Source organism: Polaribacter sp. HA6-7 (assembly GCF_055693625.1).
The window spans coordinates 3,011,496-3,037,785 of sequence record NZ_CM146338.1; the positions used below are offsets into that span (position 1 = coordinate 3,011,496).

Sequence of the window (26,290 nt, forward strand, 5' to 3'; positions counted from 1 at the left end):
AACTCTACTTGAACTCCATGGTTTAAACCGAACCTGTGTCTTTTAAGGCGTTAAAACCTTGTATACCATCGTACATATTTATTACAGCTGCTTCTACTTCTGCTTCTGTAGTAAAGTATGCTTCTGCACTAATACCTGTTTTTAAGTCTGGTGTTAAAAATGTGTCTTCACATGAAGAAACAAATACAGCTACTACAAGTACAATTAAAAATTTAATTTGTTTCATAATATTATCTTTTTTAAAATTCATTGTTTCTTAAAACTCTACATTTAAACCTAAAGTAACAGTACTAAACACTGGCGAACCTGCTCTTTGGTAACCATAAGTTGTTGCACTTGTAGTGTTTATAGACTCTGGATTGAAACCTGTATAATCGCTTGCAGTTAAGTACATAAGGTTTTGACCAGATAGGTAAACTCTCATCTTAGACATTTTAATTTTATCTAAAATACTTCTGTTAAAAGTATAACCAATGTTTACATTTCTTAAAGCGATATAAGAAGCATCTTGAATAATATCATTTGTAAATATTTTTTGCTTAATAAACCCTTGGTTTGGTGTAGTAGAGATAAAGTCTTGACCACTGTTAAAGTGATTTAAGATATATTGATCTCCCATGTTTCTAATTTCTGCACCATGACTTCCTTGAAACATAAAGCTAAAATCTACAGCTCCTACTTTAAACTCGTTAGATAAACTCCATACAAAATCTGGATAAGGATTACCTAAGATTGTCTTATCATCATCATCAATTAAACCATCTCCGTTTAAATCTTTTACGTAAACATCTTGCGCTTCTGCACCAATTGGATGAAAAGGATTGCTTAAGAATTCTCTAGGAATATCTCTTTCTACTACCCATCCATAAAAAGATGAAATTGGGTTTCCTTCTAAATTAATCCATTCTGCAGCTCTTTTACCATCTACATTTTGAATTTGCCCATTAGAATCTGCAAAATCATTTAAAGTATTTTTGTTTTTAGAACCTAAAAATGTAGAAGACCATTTAAAGTTTTCTTTAGAAATATTTCTAGTTCTTAACTCAACTTCGATACCACTATTTTCTACTTCACCTAAGTTAACTAATGCATTAGTAAAACCTGTAGTTGAAGATATTGGGTTGTATAATAATAACTGATCTGATGTTCTTGAATAATAATCTACAGAACCTGTAAGAAAATTATTAAATAAACTAAAATCTACACCTGGGTTAAATTCGATTTGTCTTTCCCACTTTAAATCCGGGTTTGCAATGTTTAAAGGATTTACAACTAAAGATGCATTTCCTTGAGAAACACCAGTTGTAGTATCATCTAAAATAGCTAAATAAGGATAGTTATCTACTAAACGGTTACCTGTTCTAAAATCGTTATTACCAGTTACACCGTAACTAACTCTTAATTTTAATCTATTTACAATTTTACTATCTTGTAAAAACTCTTCATTATGTACATTCCAACCACCAGATAATGCTACGAAGTTACCGTACTTATTGTTTGGTCCAAAAACAGAACTACCATCTCTTCTAAAACTTGCAGAAGCTAAATATCTATCATCAAAAACATAATTTACTCTTGTAAAGAAAGATAATAATGTGTTTTCATATTCATATTGATTTCTATCAGTTATACTTGCAGCAGCATTAATATAAGGTCTAGTATCATCTTCAAAAACAGAACCTTGTACACTTTCGAAATCTAACTTTGTTTTTTCTGCAGTAATACCAGCAACCGCACCTACTGTGTGTTTACCAATATCTTTATTGTAAGATAAAATATTATCTACAACAATATGATAAGACTTAATCATTGTGCTATCTAATCTAGATGCACTTGCACCGTTTCTATTAGATTCTACACCTTGATATCTAGATTGTCTTGTTCTTGAATAATCTCCAGAAACTGCTGTTCTAAAGTTTAAATCATCATTAATTTTATATTTAGCATATAAACTTCCGAATAATTTTAATTTAAAATCTCTTCTGTCTCTTTCTAAAATTTTTGCTGCTGGGTTTGTATTAGAAGTATTACTAATATCTGTACCACTACCAGTACTTGGAGCACCTGCAACTAAATCGTAATCATCAAACATACGTTGTATTGCATAATCACCAACTTGAGCATCTGCGTATTTACCATTATCTCTAAATCTGTTAACAAACTGAATGTTATCTTCATCTAAATATACTGGTAACCAAGATGGTTGTCTTAAAATATCGTGTGTAGAACCATCGAATCTTCTTCTTTCATTATAAGAAGGATTAAAACGAGCACCTACAGTTAATTTTTTAGTTACATCATATTCAATTTTACCATTAAAGTTATATTTCTTGTAATCATCTGTTAAAAGAACACCTTCATCATGCAAGTAATTTAAAGCAACACTAAATTTTAATCTGTCGTTTCCACCACGAACACTAAACGCATGGTTTGTAATAGAACCACCATCAAAAATAACATCTTGCCAATTAGTTTGGTTACCTAATAATAACTTGTATTTAGTTTTATCTGTTAAACCATAAGTATAGTTTAATTCTTCTTGAGCATTACCTGTTACAGAACTGTAGTAAGCATCACTTTGTCTAGCTGTTTTATAACCAGTAAAAGTACTGTAAGAGTATTTTGTTTTACCAGATTTACCACTTTTTGTAGTAATCATTATAACACCGTTACCACCTCTAGAACCATAAATTGCACCGAAGCTGCATCTTTTAACACCTCAAAAGATTCTACATCATTCATATCCATAGATCCTAAGAAATCTGAATCTACTACAATACCATCTACTACTACTAAAGGACCTGAATTACCAGTAATAGAACCCGTACCTCTAATTCTAATTGTTGGCGCAGAACCTGCTTCTCCTTCTGTAGCCTGAATATTTACACCGAAACTTGCCCAACTAAAGCATCATCTACCCTAGAAACTGCAATCTGATCTAATTTTTCATTTTTCACTTTAGAAATAGCACCTGTTAAATGACTTTTTCTTTGCGTACCATAACCTACAACTACAATTTCATCTAATGTACTTGCATCTTCTACTAATTGTACATTAATTGTTTTTTGATCTGTGAAAGTTACTTTCTTTGTAACAAACCCTAAATAAGAGAATTGAATTACATCTCCGCTTTTCACTTTAACTTGATAGTTTCCATCAAAATCGGTACTTGTTCCTGTTGTAGTCCCGAGAACAATAATGTTGGCACCAAGAATTGGCTCGCCATCTGTTTTGGACGTAACATTTCCTTTTACTGTAACACTCTGTTGCGCATAGTTAACCGCACTTAGTAAAAGCATTGCAATAAATACTAACTTAATTTTTAAGTTCATAGTTAATTGTATTTGAATTAATTTGTTTAATTAAATATTTCTTTTAGAGGTTTTGGTAATACATTTTAAGAATAAATACTGCTATATCTAATCATTAAAACTTGAAAATTATTACAGAATTTCCAAAAGAAATATTCTTGGTTTACCAAATTGGTTTACCAAATTGGTTTACCAAATATACCCTATTTTTTGAATTAAACAAAATTTTGTTAAAAATTTCACAAAAACCTCAATATTTAGGGCTGTTTTTTATCTATTTAGGATTCTTTATCACTAAAGTATGAAGGACCATCACCTGTTAAGAAGTCTTCTCTAACAGGACTAAACGTATCAATTAACTGTCCTTCTTCTAAACAAACTGCACTATGTAATAAATTTGGCTCAATGTAAACACCATCTCCAGCTTCAACTATTTGCTTTACACCATCAATTTCAAATTCGAACTTTCCCGACACACAATATGTAGCTTGTGTATGAAAATGTTGGTGTGGCGCACCTAAAGCTCCTTTTTCAAACTTCACACTTACCATCATAATTTGATTATCGTAACCTAAAAATTTTCTAGAAACTCCACCACCAAGTTTTTCCCACTCCATGTCTTTTGCTACGATGTACTTTTCGCTAAATCTTTTCATTTTTATTTGTATTTATTTTATTTAAAATAATAAGAACCTGTCCATTCATAGTTCTTACCGTTAATTGTTATACTATGTTTTGTGTTTTCTGAAGCATTTATATTTACCGTAACAAATACCTTTACATTACCTTTTGTATTAGTAATTTCGATAGCTGTATAATCTTCCGAATCTAAAAGTGTTTTTATTGATTTTATGCTACTTTTAGAATTTACTGCAGATTCTGACACCGCACTGTAGCTTCCGTGAGATTCTATTACAGAAACAAATGTTCTATTTTTAGCATTTTTAGTTCTTAACATTAAAGCCGGATCACTACGTAAATTAAATTCGGATCGTTAGCACCTATTCTAGTCAATAGTAATTCGTCTTTTGTATTCGTAATTGTAGTTAACGAATAAAATTTATTATTGTTAAACCATGAAAACCTAGTGTTTTCTTCTGATGCTTTTCCTGAGCCTTCTAAATATAAATGCTGATATCCATTTTTAGCACCTAATGGCTTCAATGTTTCAGGTGAATTATATTCAAAATTTGTTTGTAATACTTGCCCAAAATAATAAAAAGGAAAATCGTATTGATTCGCTGTAGCGGAAGTAACTTTCATGATATCAAGCACGTATGGCTTTTCAAAATCTTCGTCTTTAATAATAGCCATCGTGCGCAACATTGCAGTTCCTGGATACGCATTTTTTTCAATTGCACTTACTACTTGTACCGTTTCATTTTCTGAAGAAAAATAATTTAAATCGGAATGATGTAAACTTCCTATATCGTATTTGCCTTTAAAATGAGACGTTTCATTTTGAGTAACTGTATTATGTGCAATGGTTTGTTTTGCCCAAGTTTTATTTTCTTTTAGGTAATTACCACCTCCTTTTTGTTCGATATTTACAAAACGAGATAATCCATAATCTTGGATAACTTCTTCCCCATTTTCATATAATGAATACGATAATTTATCATAATGTCCGTGACTAGAACCTTGTGCTGCATATTTAAAAACCAATTCTAAATTTTCATTTCTCAAAATACCAACACCGCCTTGTTTTCCTTCAGGACCATCAGATAAATTAATAGATTTTTTAGAGAACGGTTTTTCTTTTCCATTTTTAATTCCAAGCGCAACTGCCAAACCAGAATCGTCTAACAAGACTTTATCTTGTTCTTTTGCAATTGATAACAAACCAGGATTTTGATTGCCAAAATGATAAGACACATCTACAGCTGTTACCAAAGCATTTGTGTAATAAGACATTCCTTTTTGACCATCGTTTAATGGAAAAAACTCACCATCTGCATCAGATAAATTTAAAAGTGCATTTATAGATTTTAGAAGTACACCTTCTTTATACTCAAAAATTTTAAGTTCTGGCTTTACATTATGTAATGCTTCTGCAAAAACCAAAAACGGATACATTGCATAACGTTGATAATAAGGCCCTTCGTTATAATAACCATCCGGCGAAAAAGGCTCTTCTATATTTGCTAAAAAACCTGCTTTTCCGTCTTTGTTTAAAAAACCACCATCGTCATCTTTTTTATTAGCATCTAATTTTAAATCTTTAATTCCGTATAAAGCTCGATTGATTAATTCTTCGTCATCCATAACCAAACCTATCATTCCAACAGCAGCATTTCCCCAAGTACTATGGTTGTGTACGCGTTGGTAAAACTGCGGACTATCCACAGAAATGTGATCTGCAAATGGTCTAAATAAATTTGTTTCTAATTTGTTTCGTTCTTCTTCCGTTAGGTAATTATAGATACAATCGTAAGCCTGACTTACATACACTAACCAATTAGAATCATTTAAACATTGCCAAAATAATTTTCCTCTTGCATAAGACCTAGTTTTTGGATGTAATGGCAAAGTTTTATACAACGCTTCATATTCCATTAGCATGTCTTTTACATACTTGGCATATTTTTCGTCATCTAAAATTTGATATAATAAACCTGCTTTTTGAAGTATAAACCAGTTTTTTTATGTCTTACATGCGTGTAACCTCCAGAATAATCTTTAGGAATTGGTACATCAATTCCTGCTTTAATTTGGGCATCAACTTCTATTTTTACCGCTTCTAAAGATTTATCGAAAATAGGAATAGTTCCTAACTGAGCTCTTATATCTTTAACACCTTGAGCAGTTAAAATAAGTTTAGGATGTTCTTGAGAGGATTCAGTTTTTGAAGAATTTTCGCCAACTGCATTCTTTTTATTGTTACAAGAAGTAAATCCGAAGATTAAAAGCGCTATAATTAAATGAAAATTAAAATATTTTTTCATGACAATATACTGGTTTACCAAATTGGTTTACCAATATATGAATAATATTTTAGTTACAAAAATAGCGCTCTCTAATTCTAATTTTACACCTTGTTGCTTTACATGTTATAAACACCACCGTTTATATCTAAAGTTGCGCCTGTAATAAAACCATCGTACTCAGAAGCCAAAAATAAAACGGCTCTTGCAACATCATCTGCATTACCAGCTCTTTCAATAGGAATACCAGCTATTGTAGCTGCTGCAGATTCTTTTGTAGTATGTGTATTATGAAATGAAGTTCCTAAAATTAAACCCGGAGCAACAGCATTTACTTTTGTTCCTTGAGCTCCAAACTCTGTTGCCAAAGCTCTTGTAAATGTTAATATTGCACCTTTACTTGTAGCGTATGCCAAAGACCCTGGATGACCACCTTTACGACCTGCAAGCGATGCTAAATTAACTATACTACTATTTGTGTTTTTAGCTAAATAGGGACCTGCTGCTCTTGTAACTAACATCATAGATGTCATGTTAATATCCATTACTTTATACCAAAAATCAGTTTTTAAATCTTCTAATAAATTACGTGCAACTAAAGACCCAGCATTGTTAATTAAAATATCCAAACCACCTAGAGCTTCTACAGTTTTACCAACTACCTTGTTAGCTTCTTGTTCTTTTGTTAAATCACCACTAACGGCTACAGCTTTTACGTTATTTTTTACAGCATAAGCTACCAATTTATTTGCAGTTTCTGAACTTGAAAAATAATGAATAGCAACGTTTGCACCGCTATCTATAAAATGTTTTGTAATCGCTTCTCCAATACCTTGTGCACCAGCAGTAACTAATACATTTTTTCCTTTTAATTTATTATTCATATTACTTTTTTTAATCGTTTTTAGTAAAATAACCTTCGTTAGAAACAGCAGTCTCACTTACTGAAATACTTGCTGATTTAAACCAAACCTCTGCATAATTTCCGTCTGCATATTGTTTTGCGACATCTCCGTTATGAGTTTCTGCACCGAACACCAATTTTTATTAACCTCTGGAGATTTACCGTTTGTTTGATTATATGCTCCTAATTTAAAAAAACAACCTTCACCTGTATAAGCATCTTTACGCTCAACACCATCTTGACCAATTGGTACAAAAAGTTTTTGAGTTTGTTCTGGAATATCTTTTTTTGTGGTGTACTCAGATTCAATCAAATTTTTTGTGAACGTTTTTGTTTCATGGCCTTTGCTTGTAAATGTCAATTTCATTATTCCGTCTTTTACCTCAACTTCATAACTAAACTCTTCACCCAATGCGATACCTTCTTTTGGTTCTTCCGGGTATGTATTTGCAGTTTCGCCAACTACAGAAAAATCATTTCCCCAAACTGCTGTAGAAAAATCCCATCTCCCAGCATTGTCTTCTCCGGCTGTATTAATTTCATAATGCCAAAAAACAGAACCTTTTGTATGACCAGGAAATTTTTTGTAAAAAATCTTAAGTGGTTCATTTTCGTGCTTGTCAGCACTATGAATTTGACCAACAACAACTGCATGCGAAGCCGCAACTCTAGCATCGCCAGTAGCAGAAACATTCATCACTTTTAAAGTTGCTGTTAATTTATCGTTTGCAGTTTTTGGATACCACTTTTTTGCTTGTGCCAACTCTGTTCTTGTGTTGTTTGATGTACCGTGAGTATCACCAGCATTTGGAGCTTTAAAAACTACCCAATCTGTACCATTTTCCTTTGTCGTATAAAAGAAGTCATTATTTTCAAAGTTATTTGCAAAACCAACATTAGAACCATCTCCTAAAATTAATTTCCAATGATCAAAAAACGGAATAACCTCACTTGCATATACCTTTTTTTGCACATCATTTACACTTTGTTTTTTAGTTTCTTTTTTACAACTATTTAATGTAAGTAGAAGTATACATGCAATTAAAGATCTTGTTATATTTTTTCTATTAAACATATTTTAAATTTTTTAAATTAAAAGTTACTTAGTTCCTATTAAAAATATTCTGTTAACGCTATAATTCCGTTATAAGAAATGATGCATGCGAAAAGTAGCGATGCAAACAAACCAATGTTAACAAACAAACTGGTTTTATAGTTTTTCATTATTTTTTTGTTATTCACCATAATGATGATTCCTAGAATTACAAGTGGTAATACGAAGACATTAAATACTTGCGATAAAATTTGAATTTCTATTGGATTTGCACCAAAAGCAGGACCAATTAAAGCAACCAAACAAGCAATAAAAGTTATAATTCTAAATTGTTTAGAATTGGTATCTAACTCACCTGATTGATAATCTGCAATTAATAATGGAGCAATTAATAAACAAGGAAATATTGAAGATAATCCAGCACTTAAGGCTCCAAAAAAGAAAATTGTAACAGCCCATTTACCTGCTACTGGTTCTAAAGTATTTGCCATATCTAAGACATGTGTTACTTCTTTACCTTCGTAAAATAAAGCACCTGCAGAAACAGCCATAATAACACCACTTATTATAAATATTAAAATAGCTGCTGTAATAGAATCCTTTTTTTGTTGATCTAAGTTATTAATCGTCCAACCTTTTCCTTTTACAAATAAGGGTCTTGATAAAAAAGTTGCCGAAGCCATAGTTGTACCAACAAAAGCTGCTACTAACATTTTTCCTCCTGGAACATCTGGTATTTTAGGGATTAAACCTTTAACAACATCTAATGGCAATGGTTGTACAAAACATAATGATAACACAAATGATAAACCCATTAAGGTTACAAAAATGACTAGTATTTTTTCGAAAAAAGTATACTTACCAACCAACATTAATAAGTAAAAAGTAATAATTATTACAATTGCTGTTATTAAAACGGTTTCATATTTATAACCACTTAATCCATCAAAATTGACTGCTAAAATCTCGTAGATAATATTAGATGAGATTCCTAAAATTCCCATTAAAGAATTCCATTGACCAAAGGTGATACCAACAATAATTAATATCGCTAATGCTTTACCAAATTTTAAATGTTTTTTGAATCCGTAAAGTGCAGTTTCACATGTTATTAATCCATAATTTCCGTAGGCAAACATCAAAATTCCGAGAAAACAAACAACTTAAAAATAATACCCAAAGTAAATCCATATTAAACTTACTTCCAGCAACAATCATAGACGTTACGCTACCTGTACCAATAGTATAACCAATAGCAAAAATACCAGGTCCAAAACCTAAAATAATAGCAATAATCTTTTTAAGAAATGATTTTTTTTGTGTGCTTTCGTCCATAATAGTAATGCGTTGGTTAGTTAATTTTGTTAGTTCCAGTTGGTATGATGTGGTGTTCCCGAATCATCATCCAATCTCAAATAAGTATGCGCACCAAAATAATCGCGTTGTGCCTGTATTACATTTGCCGAAGCGTAAGCTTTAGTAATTCCGTTAAAAAACTGAATAGCTTCACTTAAAGCTGGTGTTGTTAAATCATTTAATAAACATTCTGAAACTACTTTTTTAGCCGAAGGTTTCAATTGTTTCAATGAATTGATTAATTCTTCATTGGTTAAAATATTGTTTGTTTCTTTAAAAACAGTAACCAATTCTTCCATTAAAGTTGATCTAATAATGCAACCATTTGTCCAAATTCTTGCAATTTCACTTAAATTAAGATTCCATTGAAATTTGTTTGAAGCTTCTGCAATCAATTTAAAACCTTGATAATGGTTTATAATTCTTGCAAATTGATAGGCTTCTAAAAGCTGGTTAGTTGAAATATTTAATTCTGAAGTCCTTTCTGTTTTAAAAAATGAATTCAACTGAAGTCTTTCTTCTTTATAAAACGAAATATATCTTGAAAACAAGGCTGAACTAATTAATGTACTTGGCACACCAAGTTCTGCGGAAGCGATAGTAGTCCAATTACCTGTACCTTTATTTCCTGCTTTATCTAAAATCTTTTTCACCAACCAATCGTCACCTTCTTTCTTTTTGAAAATAGTAGTTGTAATTTCTAATAAGTAACTATTCGCATCGTTTTTAAAGGATTCTAAAGTATTAGAAATTTCATCAGGATTTTGACCTAAATTTCCTAAAATAGTGGTTACTTCTGCCAATAATTGCATCTCAACATACTCAACGCCATTATGCACCATTTTTATAAATTGTCCACTTCCTTCGGACCAACATAAGTGCAACATGGCAATCCGTTTTTATCTTTTGCAGCAATAGTTTCTAAAAAAGGAGCGACTTTATTGTAAGCTTCTTTGTCTCCACTTGGCATAATTGAAGGTCCTTTTAAAGCGCCTTCTTCTCCACCAGAAACACCAGTTCCTATAAAATGAATGCCTTTAGATTTTAAATAATCGTAACGTTCTTTCGTTTTTTTATAGTTAGAATTTCCGCCATCAATAATAATATCATTTTTAGATAAATGAGGCAGTAAATCTCCAATCACATAATCAATAGTTTTACCAGCGTTTACCATTAACATAATGCGTCTTGGTTGCTGTAAAGAATTTACAAATGCAGAAATATCATCAAAAGCTTGCGCTTGCGATAATTCCGAATATTGTGCTTTAAAATTTTTCGCGACACCAACCTCAACATTATCAACATGTCTGTTAAACATCGAGATTTTAAATCCGTTATTGGCTAAATTTCTGCACAGGCTTTTTCCCATAACACCTAAACCAAACAATCCAAATTCTGATGTTTTCATTATATGCTGTTTTATCTTTTTAATAATTTGTTCGGTGTGAAACTAATATCAATAGAAATTGCATTTTCAGGATTTTCTAAAGTTTCAAATTGTGTTTTTAATAATACTGAAGGCATAAAATGATTTACCCTATTTTGCATTCTTTTATAAATCTGATCAAAGGTTCCTGTTAAATGAATCCATTTTGTTTGATTTTGAATCCCAAAACCTAATGTATCGCGATACTTTTGTTTTAACGCAGAACAGACAATTACACAACTATTGTTTTCGATTTGTTTTTTCGCCAAATCGTTTAAAGTCTCTAACCAACCTTGTCTATCCTCATCATTTAAAGCTTCTCCATTAGACATTTTTCTAATATTACTTTCCGGATGAAAATCGTCTCCATCAAAAAAAGGAATCTCTAATTCTTTAGCCAATAAGTTTCCAATAGTGCTTTTACCGCAACCAGAAACTCCCATTATAAATACAACTGTATTCAAAATGCTATTTATTTGGTGCTGTTGCTTCTCCTACAGTTGCAGTTTTAAACCAAACTTCGGCATAACTTCCGTTTTCGTATTGTTTAGCAATATCACCTCCATAAATTTCTGATTTTGTAGATTTATAGTTTGCTTGGTTATAAGCACCTTGTTTAAAGTAATTAATCTCGCCAGCATAAGCGATAGCTCTTTCAACACCTCCACCTTTTTCTCTATTTGCATAAACGCGTTTTACTTGTTCCGGCACAGCTTCTCTTGTTGCAAATTCCGATTTTATCAAACTTTTAGTAAATGTTACCGTTTCATGACCTTCACTTTTAAAAGTTAAATACATGATACCTTTATAGACGTTTACCTCGTAACTAAACTCTTCATTTAAAGCGATACCATTTTCTGGTTCTTCAGGATAACTAGTTGCATCTTTACCAACTACGGAGAAATCGTGTCCCCAAACTGCTGTAGAATAATCGAATCTTCCAATATTATCTCCTTCTGTATTGATTTCATAATTCCAAAACACAGAACCTTTTGTATGACCTGGAAATTTCTTGTAATAGATTTTTAAAGGTTCGTTTTCATGACCTTCGTCACTATGAATTTGCCCAACAACAACCGAATATGACGAAGCTGCTGTAGCATCTCCTGTAGTTGATACGTGTTTTACTTTTAAAGTTCCTGTTAGCTTTCCGCCTTCTTCTGGAATCCAATGTTTTTTTCACCTAACTCTGTTCTTGTATTGCTAGAAGTTCTAGAAGTTATACCGAATTTGGCGTTTTATAAACTACCCAATCCGTTTCATTTTCAGTTTCTACATAGAAAAAATCATCTTTTTGAAAACCTACTAAATCTTCAGATTTTGTTCCGTCACCTAAAAGGATTTTCCATTTATCCATAAACGGAATGACATCGCTTGGTGCTTTTTTAATAGTATTTGTAGTTGAAACAGCACTAGATTCTTGTTTCTTTTTTGATTCGTTTTTACATGCAACAATTGTTAAAATTGCTACAATTATAAGAGGTAGTTTTTTCATGAAAAATTATATAAAGTTGTGGTTAACGTATTTCTTAGCTTTCGCTACAATATCTTAATACATTAAGGTTTGTTTTAAGTTTTCTTCGGTTTTAATTTTCCCGAATTAATTAAAGTGTTGTTTGATTGTACATTGTTTTTTGCTCCCCAAAGAATTGAAACAAATTGTACTTTATTGTTTTTAAACGTGTTGTTATTGATGTTTACATTTACAATTCCTCTGTGATTTAACAGCATTCCGTTTTTTTCTTTAGCACCGGAATTAGTAAACGTACTGTTGGTAACTAACAGGTTTCCGCCAATTGTAGACTCATCATAACCACCACGATAATAATCGATAACGTTTTGTTTTACGTTTGCGAATTTGCAATTATCAACAGTTAAATATTCTGTGTTATAATCACCTCTGTCATTTGTTTCTTCGGATAATTCTAAACCGTTTTCACAGTCTGAAATTGAAGTATTTTTAAAGATGATTTCCTCAGAAAAAGATTGTTTGTATACTTTTAAAGCATAATTAAAATTACTGATTTCCGAATCTAATATTTCCAATCCAAAATGATTAGACATGTTCTTTTTTAAACTCGCGAATGCTTGCTGAGAACCTGTGCCTTTTAACTTGATGTTTTTTACAGTTAATTTCCCATAAGGATGTAATTCGACAGCTGGCGTATTTGCTGCACCTGCATAAACAATTTCAGCATTTCCTTTAGATTGAATTGTGATTGATTTATTTATAATTAAAGATTCTGAAATATTATAAATACCATCATTTAAACTTAAAATATCTCCACTTTCTGCTGCTTCAAGTTTGCTAACCAATTCCGAAGCATTTGCAACAGTATGTGTTGTTGCTTCTTTTGCTTCTACTTCGTTTGAAAACCAATCTGCACCATATTTAGATTTATCTAACAAATCTAAATTTATGTCTTCAGCTTTTGAAATTGCTCCGATTGTATTCGTTTTTCCTCTAGAATTTCCTAATAAATCATTCGTAATCGTTTCAAAATCGTAGCCTTTATAAACTTCTACATCATCGAATCCTGAAGTTGGTACAGATAAGTTTGAACCAATATCTGTTAAGGTTAAATCTTTAGTAATTAAACCATGATTGTTTTTAACTTCTACTTCGTTATTATCGATAATATTACTTGCAAATGTTACGCCATCGGCTTTATCGTGTTCAATAATTGGATTTGCATCACCTTCAGAATTATAAATAATATTATTTACAACTTCGGTTCTTAAAGGTCTTGCAGATCTAATTTCCGACTTTGGTAAAACATCTGCTTGCGCAATATTTGTTCCTACACCAAATTGCCATGGTGAGCTAGAATCTACAAATGTATTGTAGGCAACTACAACATCTGTAACTTGATTATAACGGTTTAATGGTGACTTCGGAATTCCGTTCATTATAGCAATCGGACTTCTAAAATTCTTACCTTTTATTTTGTAAAATAAGTTGTTGATTACCCAATGACCGGTATTTATTATTCTAATTCCGCCATATTGATCGTTTATGCCATCTCCAATAAAATAATTTCCGTCTATCGTAACGTAGTTTCCGTGACGTGTAACAACAGAACCTTCACTTTTATAAAACACGTTATTTTTAATAATATTGAAATTGGTTTTACTTGAAATGATTTCTACTTCACCATTACACTCTTCAAATAAATTATTTGCAATTAACGTGTTACTAGGACTCATTGATGTAAAACTACTTCCTAACTGAATCGTTTCACCTCTTGCACCACCTTTTCTTGGTCTTGGACCAAAGTGATTATTTATAATTTTATGATAATTTCTAATGCTTTGATTTCCTTTTAAATCTACTCTTAAAGTTGGACCACCATTTGTTTTACCGGCAAGATAAGAGTTGCTAAATTCGTTATGTTTACCATATAACTGCACCCAAAGATTATCTTGATCGCGCTCTAAATTATTAAAATCTAAAATTACACAGTTGGTAACTTTAGAGTGATTGGCAACTTCTTTAGGACTAGTTCTAAAAGCGATAACATTTATTTTTGGCGAATATCCGTTTCTAAAAACAAACCGCTTACTTCTATATAATTTCCACTAATTTCTAAGCTAGAAGCACCTTCTATAAAAACTTCTCCTGGCGTTTCTGCTTTTAGTTTAATTGGCTTATTTTCGGTTCCTTCTCCAATCAGCTTAATTTCTACATCTTTGTAAGTTCCTTTTTTTAATACTATTTCATCACCTGCTTTTAATTCTTTTACAGCATCTAATAATTCTGATGAATTGTTTACTAAAATACTATTGACTGATGTTTCATTGCAAGAAATGAATAAAAATAAAGTAGTGATTACTAAAATTAAATTCTTCATAAAATTTTTAAAATGTAGTTAATGTTTTGTTGCTAAAATGTACAATTTAGTAAGTAATTTCTGCTAAAATCACAATTGGTTTACCAAATTGGTAAACCAAATATAGGTTTTATATTTCAATTTTTGAAATATTTTGTGTTAATAAGAAATTAAGGTTAAAAAAGCATTGCTGAATTTACGATAATTTTTAACCGTTTTTAAAATGTATTTCACCTAAAAATTGTTAAAAAATTACAAGTATCTAATTCTTTTTAAATTAAATGTTTTTTCAATATTGATATTAACATTACTACACCCTTAAACCTGTAATAAGTTTTGAATACAATTTGTTAAAAACACTTTCTTCAAATCGTTTACTTTAATATGCGCATCAATATTTTAAAAATCGTGAGTAATAACAGCTATAATCCGAAGAAAAAAACAAATAGATACTTTTTTTCATTTTAGAAACTAGCTCTTATTTTAGTAAGCCAATGCGTTCTCTTTTATTATTTTTCTTTAATAATTCTGATTTCTCACTAGGAACAAATAATGCTTGATCTTCCCATTTAGGGTTCTTATAAATTAAATTTATCTTCTTCGCGTTTTTGCTAACTTTTACAAATCCGCTAGAAAAAATCAAACAATTAGACACAATATTATTACTCCCTTTTAAATCCAAAGGAACTTTAATGTTATAACTTTTCTCAAAAACAGAATTAGATATTGTTACTTTATGTATTCCGTTGGTCTTTAAAAATTGACCTTTCTCTTTATTGTTCACCTTGCTAAAAACACAGTTTTTAACAACCAAATTTCCACCAGGAATTTCCGGTGATGGTATTTTTCTGATATAATTTAACGCTTCACCTTCAATATTTTTAAAAACAGAATTTTGTAAAATGATATTATTCGCATTAATTTTCCCGAAGATATCTTTATCGTAAGATAAATTTAAACCTCTATAGTTATCTTCGAATTTAGAATTCTTAAAACTTAAAGTATCTGCTAACGTACCGTTGTAAGCTTTAAAAACACTACCGCCGTTTTTGTTTTTAAAATTTTTAAAAATCACATTGTTTACAAATACTTTGTACAAACCGCCTTCTTGTTTGTTGGGTGATACAATGGCGTATTTAGGTGATTTTGTTTCTCCGTTTAAAGTAACATTAGACAATTTAAACGTTGCACCTTCATTAACTCTAAAGATATAATCTAATTGATTTTCTACATCCTCGCTTACAGAGATTATAGAAGCTGCATTTTTAGCACCAATAATTGTTACATTTTTTGTAATCTTAATTTTTTCTTCAATAAAAATGCTCCTGCTTCTAATTTTAAAACAGTTCCTTTAACAGCATTTTTTACAGCTTTTTCTAAAGTTGCAACACCAGGTTTTACTAATATTTCTTGCGGTTTTACCTTTGATGCAACTATTTTTGGTTTCCAACCTGGACCAGCTCTTAAGCTTAAAGCAATCGGCAATCTGTTTGAACCTAAATTAAAAGCACCTGCATTTAATACTGATCTTAATTTTCTTGTAATATCTTTTACAGGACTAAAATTATTCTTAGTTACTTTAAGTAAATCTTGATTTTCTTTCGTCGGAATTGGATAATTTTTTAATTCTTTCCAATTGATTTTAGTTTTTAAAAATCCAACAACATCACCATCCATTGCATCGATATAATTTGTATTGAAACTAATACCGAAACTGCATCTACAAACTGTATATTATTAGCAGCTTTATTGTTAAAAATTAGGTTGTTAGAAAAATTAACGTTTTCTGGAGCTAAGGTTTTCTCATCATCTTTACCTGCACCAAAAACTAACGGACCGGAATTTATAATTGTATTATTTTGAATGTCTACATTTTTAACTTGATGATATCGATTTAAGGGCGAGTTTAAAACCCCATTCATTAACACAATAGAACCTCTGTAACCTTCTCCTTGTAATCCGATTAGTAAATTATTTTTGATTATATGACCACAATTAATTACTCTAATTCCGCCAGTTTTACTAACCCCGTTTCCTAAAAAAACATTTCTCTCTACTAAAGCATTGTTACCGTGTCTTAATGTTAAAGTTCCTTTGCTTCCAACAAACAAATTATCTCTAAAAATATTATCGCCTGATTTATTAGAAATAATTTCTATTTCTCCGTTACAACTTGCAAAAACATTTCTTTCTACGAGGGTTTTAGAAGATTTCATCGAATTTGTGCTGGTTCCTATTCTAATTGTTTCCCCGCCATTTTCACCAAGTTCTTCTCTAAAACCAAATAAATTATTATCAATTCTATGATTATTTTCTATATGCTCGTTTCCTTTTAACCAAACAACTAATGTTGTACCAGCACTTGTTTTTCCAGTAAAATTATTATGATCTACTCTATTATTTTTACCCCAAATATCTACCCAATGATCTTTTATACCTGGCGTAACTTTAAAATAAGAAATTGTAGAATTTGTTAAACGGCAATTATTGGCAAACAACTTGGTATTCTTTTTAAACTGAACAACAGATTTGTAAGTAGAATTTCCGTTTTTAAACCATAAACCACTAACAATAATAAATTCTCCATAGATATTTAAGGTAGAATTTCCTGTAATTATAACTTTACCGGCAGTTTCAGCTTTTATTACAATTGGCAACTCTTTAGTACCTTTACCATAAGCATTAATTTCGACATCTTTCCAAACACCATTTTTAAGAATAAGTACATCACCAGCTTTTGCTTTTTTAATTGCCTCGTTATATTCAGAAATACTAGCTACAAATTTTTCTTGAGCTTCAAAATCATGAGTATTAAAGAAAAGAATTACAATATAAATTAGAAGATATTTTTTCATCAAAGATTATTTTAAAAATAAAAAAAGTAATGCTAGCTTAAAAACAATGTTTTTATAGATTAGTTATATGATCTACAAACAACTAACCAATTAAAAACAAGCCAACAACACAAATATAACCATATTATTATTGGTAAACCAAACTGGTTTACCAATAATAATAGTTTCTAAAATAATTTAGAGTTGTTTTAAGTTTTTAATATCTTTGATTTTCCTCTAAATTCAACAAAAATGGACGATTTTATTTTATATTTTAAAATGGGTCTTAACCACGTGTTAGACTTTAATGCTTACGATCATATTTTATTTTTAATTGTTTTAGCTGTAGTATTCAGTTTTAACCAACTAAAAAAGTTTTATGGTTGGTTACACTTTTTACCATTGGTCATTCTATAACCTTAGCTTTATCTGCTTACGGCATTTTAAATATAGATATGAAACTGATAGAGTTTTTAATACCAGTTACTATTTTTATTACGGGTGTAATTAATGTTTTTACAGCTAAAAAATCATCTTATGGTAAAGAAAACACCAACTTAGTATTTGCTTTATTCTTTGGTTTAATTCACGGTTTAGGTTTTTCTAATTATTTTAAAATGATGATTGGTAAAGAAGATGATAAATTAATGCCATTATTAGAATTTGCTGTTGGTATAGAAGCTGCACAAATAATAATTGTTTTAGGAATTTTAATAATTGGTACTCTTTTACAAAACTTTTTTAAGGTAACAAGAAGAGATTGGATTTTAGTTTGTTCTTCTATCGTAATCGGTTTTTCTATACAAATGATGTTAGACAGAGTTTTTTGGTAACTATAAATTTTGACTAATAATTAACGTCTTAATTCTATTAATCTTTATACTTTCGTAAACTATGACAGAAAAGAAGCAATTAAAATACGACAAAGCTTACTTAAGAATGGCTTTAGAATGGGGCAAACTTTCTCATTGTAAACGCAAACAAGTAGGTGCTTTAATTGTAAAAGATAGAATGATTATTTCAGACGGATTTAACGGAACCCCAACGGGTTTTGACAACTGTTGTGAAGATGACAACGGAGACACAAAGTGGGAAGTTTTACACGCAGAAGCAAACGCAATTTTAAAAGTTGCAAGTTCTACTCAATCTGCAAAAGGCGCAACACTTTACATTACTTTATCTCCTTGCACGCAATGCAGTAAATTAATTCATCAAGCAGGTATTAAAAGAGTTGTTTATGCTAATGCATACAAAGATCTTTCTCGGTTTAAAATTTTTAGAAAAGGCTGGCGTAGAATTAATGAATTTACCTTATGAATAAAAAAACCTTCCATTATTTCTTGCAGTTGCTGTTGTTTTTGGAATTTTAATAGGATTATCTTTTGGCGGAAACTCTAGCAGTTTAATGTCTTTTTCGAAAAGCTCTTCTCAAGAACAAAAAATAAAAAAACTTATAAATTTTATAGAAAACGATTATGTAGACAAAGTCTCTACAGATAGTTTATTAGATGGTGCAATTACACAAATGTTGGGTAAACTAGACCCACATTCTGTTTATATTCCTAAAGAAAACTTACAAGCTGTTAAAGAAAACATGCAAGGTAATTTTGTTGGTATTGGTGTTCAATTTAGAATGATTTCAGACTCAATTACAGTAATTCAGCCTATAAAAGGAGGTCCAAGTATTAAAGCAGGTATTAAAGCCGGCGACAGAATCTTAATGGCAAACCAAGACACTTTATTTGGGCAAAATATGTTTAACAAGTTTGGTGTAAATGTTTTTGCTAACAAAGTGCGAGAATACTTAAAAGGAGAACCTGGTACCAAAGTAGAGCTTCAAATTTATAGAAAAAGTACAGATTCTATTTTTACAGTAGATGTTACTCGCGGTAAAGTAAACATCAAAAGTGTAGATTTATCTTACATGATTAACGACTCTATTGGCTATATAAAGCTAGATCGTTTTGCAAGAAACACGTATTCAGAATTTAAATCATCATTAAATAGTTTAATAGACGATGGTATGACAGATTTAGTTTTAGATCTTCGTGGCAATGGCGGTGGTTTTATAGACATTGCGAACAGTATTGTTGATGAGTTTTTAGAAGACGATAAATTAATTGTTTTTACAAAAGACAATAAAGGCGATATCGACGAATCTTTTGCAACATCTAAAGGAGATTTTGAAAAAGGTGGTTTATATGTTTTAATCGACGAAAACTCAGCATCAGCATCAGAAATTGTTGCCGGTGCTTTGCAAGACAACGACAAAGGAACCATAATTGGTAGACGTTCTTTTGGTAAAGGTTTGGTGCAAATAGAAATGGATTTAGGCGATGGTTCTGCAGTAAGATTAACTACTGCTCGTTATTACACACCAACCGGTAGATCTATTCAAAAACCATATTACGGTAACGGAAATAGCAACTATTATAAAGACTATCAAGAAAGAATAAATAGAGGAGAATTACTAAATAAAGACAGTATAAAAGTAGTAGATTCTTTAAGTTTTAAAACACCTAAAGGAAAAATAGTATATGGCGGTGGTGGTATTATTCCTGATGTTTTTGTTGCTGTAGACACAACTTCTTACATGAATAGATATTATTTTAACACAATTAACGATTTTGCTTTTGATTATGTAGATAATAATAGAAAAGAATTATCTACTTGGAATATCGAATCTTTTATAAATGATTTTGATACAGACGACAAAATATACAATACTTATTTATCAGAAATTAAAGACAAAATAAAACCTTCTTTTAGAACAAAACAAAGCATTAAGAGATACTTAAAAGCATCTATTGCAAACGTACTTTTTGGCGATGTTGGTTTTTATAGAATTATTCATAAAGACGACAAAATGCTTCAAAAAGTTTTAGAGTTGGAAACTAACAACGAATAGCTTTACTTTGTAGCAATGATTTCTATTACTACAGCCAATAACAAAAAAGTATATTTTGCTTCTGATCAACATCTAGGAGCACCAACTACAGAAGCTAGTTTTCCTAGAGAACAACGGTTTGTAAATTGGTTAAATACTATTAAAAAAGATGCTGAAGCTATTTTTTTATTAGGCGATTTATTCGACTTTTGGTTCGAATACAAAACAGTTGTACCTAAAGGATTTGTTAGAGTCTTAGGCAAACTTGCAGAAATTAAAGATGCTGGAACTCCTATTTATTTTTTCGTTGGAAACCATGATTTATGGATGAACGATTATTTTGAAAAGGAATTAAATATTCCGGTATTTCACAGTCCGCAAGAGTTTAAAATAAATAATAAAGTTTTTTTAATAGGACATGGTGATGGTTTAGGCCCAGGTGATAAAGGCTATAAACGCATGAAAAAAGTATTTACTTTTCCTTTATTTAAATGGATGTTTAGATGGCTTCATCCAGATTTAGGTATTAAATTAGGACAACATATGTCTGTAAAAAACAAAATGATTTATCGTGATGAAGACGCTAAGTTTTTAGGAGAAGATAACGAATGGCTAGTACAATATTGTAAAAGAAGCTAACACAAAAACACTACGATTATTTTGTTTTTGGGCACAGACACCTTCCTTTAGAAATAAAACTAAAAGAAAATTCTACTTACATAAACTTAGGAGATTGGATTCAGTATTTTACATTTGGTGAATTCGAAAACGAAACACTTTCTCTTAAAAAGGACTAATATTTCTTCAATATAAATATAAAAAAACGCTACTTTTTCAAGTAGCGTTTTTCAATTAATCAAATATAATTATTCTTTAGAACTGGTAGTTTAAAGATAAATTAAACATTGTACCTAACTGGCTAAAGTGGTAACCATCATACGTCATTTGAGAATAACGTTGGTTAAAAGTTATCAAGTTAGATTGATTTTTAATTGCTGCCGGATCATTAATAATTGCTGTTCCTGCTGCGTTTTCTGCTTTAAAGCTCCATTCTGGTAAAACATTAAATAAATTATTAACGTTTAAAGCTAAAGTTAACTTTTCTGTAGCGTTAAAGTTGATTCCTAAATCTGTAACAACTTTTGGTGTAAACTCTGTTCTTAAATTAGCATCTAAACCTTGTTGTTTAAATGTTGTTTTACCAAAATACGTGTTGTTTAAAGAGAATCCCCACTTATTAATATCATAAGTAGAACCTAAAATCCATTTTGTTTGTGGCCTTGAAGTAAAAAACAATGCTTCTTGAGTTGCATTAACAACAGACTGACCTGTAGCAGCTACAGAAGCAGGGTTTTTAACTTCGCCATCTCTCTCATTTTTGATCGTATAGTTACCCGATAAATTAAATCCTAATTTACCATCTCCTAATTCTATTTTATTATAACCAATTACAACATCTAAACCGAAGTTTTAGTGTCTAAAGCATTTACGAAAAAGCTTAAATCTGATAAACCATCAAATGCTGGTAAAGCTGGTGGTGTGATTTCTGTACTTAAAACAATTCTATCTTCTACATTAATACTATAATAATCTACTGTAAAACTTAGGTTTCTGTTTACTTTTCCTCCTAAACCTAAAGTAAAGTTTGTAGAAGTTTCTTCTTTTAATTTAGGTATTCCTAACAATCCTGCCTGAGAAGATACATTGTTAACCAAACCACCTACTTGAATACCTTGACCTGGCACAAAACTATATTGAGCTTTTTGTGTATAAATTTGATGTAATGTTGGCGCTCTAAATCCTGTAGATAAAGAACCTCTTAATGTATACTTATCATTTATTGTGTAAGCACCACTAGCTTTCCAAACAAAAGCATTTCCAAAATCTGAATAATTTTCACTTCTAATTGTACCATCTAAAGTTAAATTCTCTGTAGGATTCCAGTTTAAAGAAGCATAACCACCAAAGTTATAACGTGTAAATTGACCTGAATTTTCGGGCTATTTCCTGCGAAAGAATCTGCTCCTCCACCATCATAAGAACCTAATTCACCTTCTATAATTTCAAAAGTTTCATATCTAAATTCTGTACCAAAAGCAACACTTAAATTATCAGAAAGAATCTTAGAAACATCAATATTACCTACATTATGAGAAAAAGAAGTTCCTCCTGGATCAAAAGATTTTTTACTGTTTTCTCTATATAATTGAGAACCTTCTGTAACTTCACCATCATCAATTGTTCCGTTGTTATTAGCATCTACCCAAGTAGAAGGAGAATACACAAAGTTTCTATTATGAGAGTTGTTTACTTTATAAGTTTGCGAGTTTCCACCGGTTGTAAAACTTGCATCAACATTCCAATCGTTAATTACAGATTTAAAACCAACTGTAGCATTGTAATCATTTAAATCTCCTTCAAAAGTTGGTACATAACCATCATAACCTCCTGCTGTATTTGGGTTGTCTCCTGGAAAGAAATCTGCTAAATAAGGGAAATCTGTAACGGTTCTCCAATACGGAGTTCTATAGTTTGCAAAAGAATTTACTTTCTTGTTTACAAATGCAGCATTAAAATATAAGTTAGACTGCTCACTTAATTTATAAGAACCATTAATTAAAAATTTAGCAGCAGCAGTTTCTGGCGCTCCGTTAATGTTTCCTGCATCCGGTCTTCTAGATAAAAACTCTTGAACATCTGCAATATTTGCTCCAAAATCTGCAGCTTCTCCAGCAGCATCTACTGTTCCTGGTCTATTTGATAAACTTGTTTTAGAAAAATCTACTGTATAATTAATAAAACCTTTGTCATCACCAATTGTAGATCCATTATTTACACTTACACCAAACATTTCTCCATCTCCTTCAGAAGTAATTCCTGTTCTTAAAGTTGCAGAACCTGCATTTGGACTATCTTTTAATATAATATTTATTACACCTGCAATTGCATCAGAACCATATTGCGCAGAAGCACCATCTCTTAAAACCTCTACAGATTTAATTGCATCTGTTGGTATACCGGAAATATCTGAACCTGTTTCTCCTCTACCTGGAGAAGTTTGTGTATACAATAATGCACTTAAATTTTTACGTTTACCGTTTATAAGAATTAACGTTCTACTTGGTCCCATATTTCTAATTTCATAAGGATCTAATAAAGATGTTGCATCGTTAACAGGAGTTTGTACCGTATTAAAAGAAGGTATTTTGTACTGTAATGCTTTATCAAAAGTTGTTTGTCCTGTAGAAACTAAATCTTTAGACGAAACGATATCTATTGGTAACGGACTTTTTGTATTACTACGAGCAGGTGCTCTAGAACCCGTAATTACAATTTCATTTAAAGACTCATCTCCTTCTTCTATTGTAATGTTTAGAAAAGAAGTATCTGTAACATTAATTTGTTTTGTTTTGTAGCCTATAGAAGACACTACTAATGTAGCTGGTAAACTTTTAACGTTAAGGCTAAACTCTCCAGAATCACTTGTAGTTGTTCCTATAGAAGTTCCTTTAACCAAAACATTCATAAAAGGTAATGCACTACCAGATTTGTCTGTAATTTTCCCTTTTATAGTTTGTGCCATAAACCCAAGCGGCAGCATAAACATAAAAGCAACTGTAAATAGTTTTAATAAATACTTTTGTCTCATAAATAAATTATTAGTTAGTAAATGTGTTTAAATTGAACTATCCATTTTAACAAAATGAAATGCTCGATTTATTACATAAGACAAAAAAATAAAAGTATACTCTTTTTAAATTGACTTTTTTCAATAAAAATCAAAAAACTTAAATGAATCGTCAGTATTTATAATTTTATATTCAATTTTGTGTAGTAAAAAGAACCATTTGTTCCCATTTGCGTAGCATCCCACAAACCTCCGCTATCAGTAAAGCTTTCTTGTTTTGTAGGGTAAATATTAAAAAGATTATTTGCACCAATTTGCAAATTTATTAGTTTATTAAATTGATAACTAAAATGTAAATCTGTTGTTAATTTTGGCTGATAAATATCTATAGAAGCATCTAACCTTTCTGCTTCTGAATTATTAAAATTAGCTAAATCTTGACTAATTTGCCAATCGATTAGTTTAACGCTACTAAATCTTGTAAAATTTAAAGCCGTTTTAAGTTTCTTATACTGATAATTTACACCCAAACTAAATTTGTTATTTGGTGCAGAAGCTAGTAAATATTGTTGTTCTCTTTTGCCAAAAAAAGTTTCTTCATCTAACTCTTTATTATTAATATCTGTAATTATCATGTGATTGATATTTCCAGAAAAGTCTAATGAAAGCTTGCTGTTTTCAAAATTCTTATACCAATTTAAAACAACATCTATACCAGTTGTTTTTGTACTAACTCCGTTTGCAAAAAACTGTACATTTTCGATGCCTAAACCCAAATCTGACGCATCAAAATTACCGCTTAAAATTATTCTGTCTTTAACTGCAACGTAATAAGCATCAAAGGTTGCATTAAAAGACTTATTAAATTTTGTAGCAAAACCTAAACTAAAGTTTTTGGCTTTTTCTTCTTTTAATTTTTCGATATTAAACCTTCTAGCTATAGGACTATTATTGGGCACTAAAAAAGACTCCGACGGCTTGCTGCCAATAAAATTAGTAAACGTTAAGTTGAAATATATTTGTGCTAAAGAAGGCGCTCTAAAACCGGTGCTATAAGAACCTCTTAAATTAAATTTATCTGAAATTTTGTATCGAGAAGCAAACTTAAAATTTAATGTGCTACCAAAATCACTGTAATACTCGTATCTAACAGCAGAACCAATCATAAATTTTTTAGAAAAATCTACTTCTGTATCTAAATAAAAACTAAAATTAGAGCGACTTTTATCTAACTCATTTTCTGGAGAATACCCAGGAAAACCTTGTGATCCTCCAGGTCTTATTTTACCATTAAACGTTTTATAATCTTCTAAAGAAGTATCAGAATTTACTAAATTATCATTTACATCGTAAGCAGCATAAGAGGCTTCTTCACCGAAAAAATTTTATATTTATCTAAACGATGCTCTAAACCAAGTGCCACATTAAATCCGTAAGTTTTTTCATTAAAATATTTTGAAAAATCGACACTTGTTGTATTCTGAATCAATTGATGCCCGCCTGCATCAAACTCTGTTGGCGAATTTTCTACCAAAGTTGCATTTAAGGTGTTTTTAATAAAGTAATGAAAGTTATTTCTTCCGAAAGTATTATTTAAATCAACACTCCAATCTTTATAAGTTGTTAGCAAACCAACCGAAAAAGAATTGTCAATTATTTTTGAGGTGATTAAAGGATTGAATCCTGTTGGATAAATTTCTAGAACATTTCGTTCGCTTTGCGGTTTTCTTGTAAACGCAAAAGCTTCTGTATTTTTATAATTTACGCCTCCGTTAAAGTAAAGTTTTGTCGATTTATAAATAGGAATTTCTGAATTTAAAAAAAACTTACTCCCTTTATCTCTGCTTGCCCGTATTTTTCTCTCGCTTCTGTTGCTGGTCTTGTGGTGTTTTCTAAAGAAATTGCTTCTGCAGAAAAATTAAAAAATCCATTTTTACTTATTTTTGTTCCGTAGTTTAAACCCAATTTAGTAGTAAAACCATCTGTTCTTTTCGGAAAAAAACGATTAGGGTCTGCATTGTAAAAACCAAAAGTAGACTTAACATCTAGTGAATTATCATTGTCTTTTAGAACAATGTTTAACACACCCGCAATTGCATCTGAACCATATTGAGCAGAAGCGCCATCTCTTAAAAG

The 26,290-nt window shown here is 30.7% G+C and carries 17 protein-coding genes and 9 pseudogenes; 4 read left to right on the forward strand and 22 right to left on the reverse strand.

Annotation, left to right across the window (positions count from 1 at the left end; genetic code table 11):
* Window positions 1-22 precede the first annotated feature (22 nt).
* The 18 genes and pseudogenes from ACZ1HD_RS16825 to ACZ1HD_RS16910 all read right to left on the reverse strand — a co-directional run bounded on the left by ACZ1HD_RS16825 (window position 23) and on the right by ACZ1HD_RS16910 (window position 17,660).
* Window positions 23-250 (reverse strand): hypothetical protein, encoded by a 228-nt coding sequence (locus ACZ1HD_RS16825; protein WP_472688112.1) that lies wholly within the window; start codon window positions 248-250, stop codon window positions 23-25.
* Between the two features lie 6 nt (window positions 251-256).
* Entirely contained in the window at window positions 257-2,659 is a 2,403-nt protein-coding gene (locus ACZ1HD_RS16830) for a SusC/RagA family TonB-linked outer membrane protein (protein WP_472688113.1), read from the reverse strand.
* 89 nt (window positions 2,660-2,748) lie between these two features.
* Window positions 2,749-2,880 (reverse strand): annotated as a pseudogene (locus tag ACZ1HD_RS16835) (hypothetical protein); the annotation flags it as partial.
* 2 nt (window positions 2,881-2,882) lie between these two features.
* Window positions 2,883-3,332: a carboxypeptidase-like regulatory domain-containing protein gene (locus tag ACZ1HD_RS16840; protein ID WP_472688114.1), complete on the reverse strand. Its 450-nt coding sequence runs from the start codon at window positions 3,330-3,332 to the stop codon at window positions 2,883-2,885.
* A 257-nt stretch (window positions 3,333-3,589) separates the two neighbouring features.
* A complete protein-coding gene (locus ACZ1HD_RS16845; RefSeq protein ID WP_077810519.1) occupies window positions 3,590-3,967 on the reverse strand; it encodes a cupin domain-containing protein in 378 nt (125 codons plus the stop codon).
* Between the two features lie 17 nt (window positions 3,968-3,984).
* Window positions 3,985-6,256, reverse strand: a pseudogene (locus tag ACZ1HD_RS16850) (alginate lyase family protein).
* A gap of 98 nt (window positions 6,257-6,354) precedes the next feature.
* Complete coding sequence (locus ACZ1HD_RS16855; RefSeq protein ID WP_472688115.1) at window positions 6,355-7,119, reverse strand: SDR family NAD(P)-dependent oxidoreductase; 765 nt, start codon at window positions 7,117-7,119, stop codon at window positions 6,355-6,357.
* A gap of 10 nt (window positions 7,120-7,129) precedes the next feature.
* Window positions 7,130-8,214 (reverse strand): annotated as a pseudogene (locus ACZ1HD_RS16860) (polysaccharide lyase family 7 protein).
* 38 nt (window positions 8,215-8,252) lie between these two features.
* On the reverse strand, window positions 8,253-9,332 hold the full coding sequence (locus ACZ1HD_RS16865; RefSeq protein WP_472688116.1) for an NRAMP family divalent metal transporter: 1,080 nt from the start codon (window positions 9,330-9,332) through the stop codon (window positions 8,253-8,255).
* On the reverse strand, window positions 9,295-9,528 hold the full coding sequence (locus ACZ1HD_RS16870) for a hypothetical protein (protein ID WP_472688117.1): 234 nt from the start codon (window positions 9,526-9,528) through the stop codon (window positions 9,295-9,297). The genes ACZ1HD_RS16865 and ACZ1HD_RS16870 overlap by 38 nt, the downstream gene beginning before the upstream one ends.
* A gap of 29 nt (window positions 9,529-9,557) precedes the next feature.
* Window positions 9,558-10,436, reverse strand: a complete 879-nt coding sequence (locus ACZ1HD_RS16875) for an NADP(+)-dependent, decarboxylating phosphogluconate dehydrogenase (protein WP_472688118.1) — start codon at window positions 10,434-10,436, stop codon at window positions 9,558-9,560.
* Entirely contained in the window at window positions 10,394-10,957 is a 564-nt protein-coding gene (locus ACZ1HD_RS16880) for an NAD(P)-binding domain-containing protein (RefSeq protein ID WP_472688119.1), read from the reverse strand. Before ACZ1HD_RS16880 ends, ACZ1HD_RS16875 begins: the two co-directional genes overlap by 43 nt.
* An 11-nt stretch (window positions 10,958-10,968) precedes the next feature.
* Complete coding sequence (locus ACZ1HD_RS16885) at window positions 10,969-11,439, reverse strand: gluconokinase (RefSeq protein WP_472688120.1); 471 nt, start codon at window positions 11,437-11,439, stop codon at window positions 10,969-10,971.
* A 4-nt stretch (window positions 11,440-11,443) separates the two neighbouring features.
* Window positions 11,444-12,470, reverse strand: a pseudogene (locus ACZ1HD_RS16890) (polysaccharide lyase family 7 protein).
* Window positions 12,471-12,544: 74 nt separating this feature from the next.
* Window positions 12,545-14,826, reverse strand: a pseudogene (locus tag ACZ1HD_RS16895) (chondroitinase-B domain-containing protein).
* Between the two features lie 457 nt (window positions 14,827-15,283).
* Window positions 15,284-15,982 (reverse strand): hypothetical protein, encoded by a 699-nt coding sequence (locus ACZ1HD_RS16900; RefSeq protein ID WP_472688121.1) that lies wholly within the window; start codon window positions 15,980-15,982, stop codon window positions 15,284-15,286.
* Between the two features lie 104 nt (window positions 15,983-16,086).
* Window positions 16,087-16,482, reverse strand: a complete 396-nt coding sequence (locus tag ACZ1HD_RS16905) for a hypothetical protein (protein ID WP_472688122.1) — start codon at window positions 16,480-16,482, stop codon at window positions 16,087-16,089.
* Window positions 16,455-17,660, reverse strand: a complete 1,206-nt coding sequence (locus tag ACZ1HD_RS16910) for a polysaccharide lyase 6 family protein (RefSeq protein WP_472688123.1) — start codon at window positions 17,658-17,660, stop codon at window positions 16,455-16,457. The genes ACZ1HD_RS16905 and ACZ1HD_RS16910 overlap by 28 nt, the downstream gene beginning before the upstream one ends.
* 231 nt (window positions 17,661-17,891) lie before the next feature.
* Here ACZ1HD_RS16910 and ACZ1HD_RS16915 point away from each other — a divergent pair.
* The 4 genes and pseudogenes from ACZ1HD_RS16915 (at window position 17,892) to ACZ1HD_RS16930 (ending at window position 21,323) form a co-directional block, all read left to right on the forward strand.
* Window positions 17,892-18,472, forward strand: a pseudogene (locus ACZ1HD_RS16915) (HupE/UreJ family protein).
* A 61-nt stretch (window positions 18,473-18,533) separates the two neighbouring features.
* A pseudogene (locus ACZ1HD_RS16920) lies at window positions 18,534-18,960 on the forward strand (deoxycytidylate deaminase).
* Window positions 18,961-19,044: 84 nt separating this feature from the next.
* Window positions 19,045-20,547 carry a S41 family peptidase gene (locus ACZ1HD_RS16925; RefSeq protein WP_472688124.1) on the forward strand — a complete coding sequence of 501 codons (1,503 nt, stop codon included), beginning with the start codon at window positions 19,045-19,047 and terminating at the stop codon, window positions 20,545-20,547.
* A gap of 15 nt (window positions 20,548-20,562) precedes the next feature.
* Window positions 20,563-21,323, forward strand: a pseudogene (locus tag ACZ1HD_RS16930) (UDP-2,3-diacylglucosamine diphosphatase).
* Between the two features lie 76 nt (window positions 21,324-21,399).
* Here the strand turns inward: ACZ1HD_RS16930 and ACZ1HD_RS16935 are convergent.
* The 4 genes and pseudogenes from ACZ1HD_RS16935 to ACZ1HD_RS16950 form a co-directional block, all read right to left on the reverse strand.
* Window positions 21,400-24,175, reverse strand: a pseudogene (locus ACZ1HD_RS16935) (TonB-dependent receptor).
* 158 nt (window positions 24,176-24,333) lie between these two features.
* On the reverse strand, window positions 24,334-25,437 hold the full coding sequence (locus ACZ1HD_RS16940) for a TonB-dependent receptor plug domain-containing protein (RefSeq protein ID WP_472689399.1): 1,104 nt from the start codon (window positions 25,435-25,437) through the stop codon (window positions 24,334-24,336).
* A 59-nt stretch (window positions 25,438-25,496) separates the two neighbouring features.
* Complete coding sequence (locus ACZ1HD_RS16945; RefSeq protein WP_472688125.1) at window positions 25,497-25,784, reverse strand: hypothetical protein; 288 nt, start codon at window positions 25,782-25,784, stop codon at window positions 25,497-25,499.
* Between the two features lie 185 nt (window positions 25,785-25,969).
* The gene (locus ACZ1HD_RS16950; protein WP_472688126.1) at window positions 25,970-26,239 is read right to left on the reverse strand and encodes a hypothetical protein; all 270 of its coding nucleotides are present in this window, start codon (window positions 26,237-26,239) and stop codon (window positions 25,970-25,972) included.
* Between the last annotated feature and the right edge of the window lie 51 nt (window positions 26,240-26,290).

Coding starts and splice junctions, on each gene's coding strand:
- ACZ1HD_RS16825 (WP_472688112.1), bottom strand. CDS start 250: ATGAATTTTAAAAAAGATAATATTATGAAACAAATTAAATTTTTAATT.
- ACZ1HD_RS16830 (WP_472688113.1), bottom strand. CDS start 2,659: ATGATTACTACAAAAAGTGGTAAATCTGGTAAAACAAAATACTCTTAC.
- ACZ1HD_RS16840 (WP_472688114.1), bottom strand. CDS start 3,332: ATGAACTTAAAAATTAAGTTAGTATTTATTGCAATGCTTTTACTAAGT.
- ACZ1HD_RS16845 (WP_077810519.1), bottom strand. CDS start 3,967: ATGAAAAGATTTAGCGAAAAGTACATCGTAGCAAAAGACATGGAGTGG.
- ACZ1HD_RS16855 (WP_472688115.1), bottom strand. CDS start 7,119: ATGAATAATAAATTAAAAGGAAAAAATGTATTAGTTACTGCTGGTGCA.
- ACZ1HD_RS16865 (WP_472688116.1), bottom strand. CDS start 9,332: ATGTTTGCCTACGGAAATTATGGATTAATAACATGTGAAACTGCACTT.
- ACZ1HD_RS16870 (WP_472688117.1), bottom strand. CDS start 9,528: ATGGACGAAAGCACACAAAAAAAATCATTTCTTAAAAAGATTATTGCT.
- ACZ1HD_RS16875 (WP_472688118.1), bottom strand. CDS start 10,436: ATGTTGCACTTATGTTGGTCCGAAGGAAGTGGACAATTTATAAAAATG.
- ACZ1HD_RS16880 (WP_472688119.1), bottom strand. CDS start 10,957: ATGAAAACATCAGAATTTGGATTGTTTGGTTTAGGTGTTATGGGAAAA.
- ACZ1HD_RS16905 (WP_472688122.1), bottom strand. CDS start 16,482: ATGGATGGTGATGTTGTTGGATTTTTAAAAACTAAAATCAATTGGAAA.
- ACZ1HD_RS16910 (WP_472688123.1), bottom strand. CDS start 17,660: ATGAAAAAATATCTTCTAATTTATATTGTAATTCTTTTCTTTAATACT.
- ACZ1HD_RS16925 (WP_472688124.1), top strand. CDS start 19,045: ATGTCTTTTTCGAAAAGCTCTTCTCAAGAACAAAAAATAAAAAAACTT.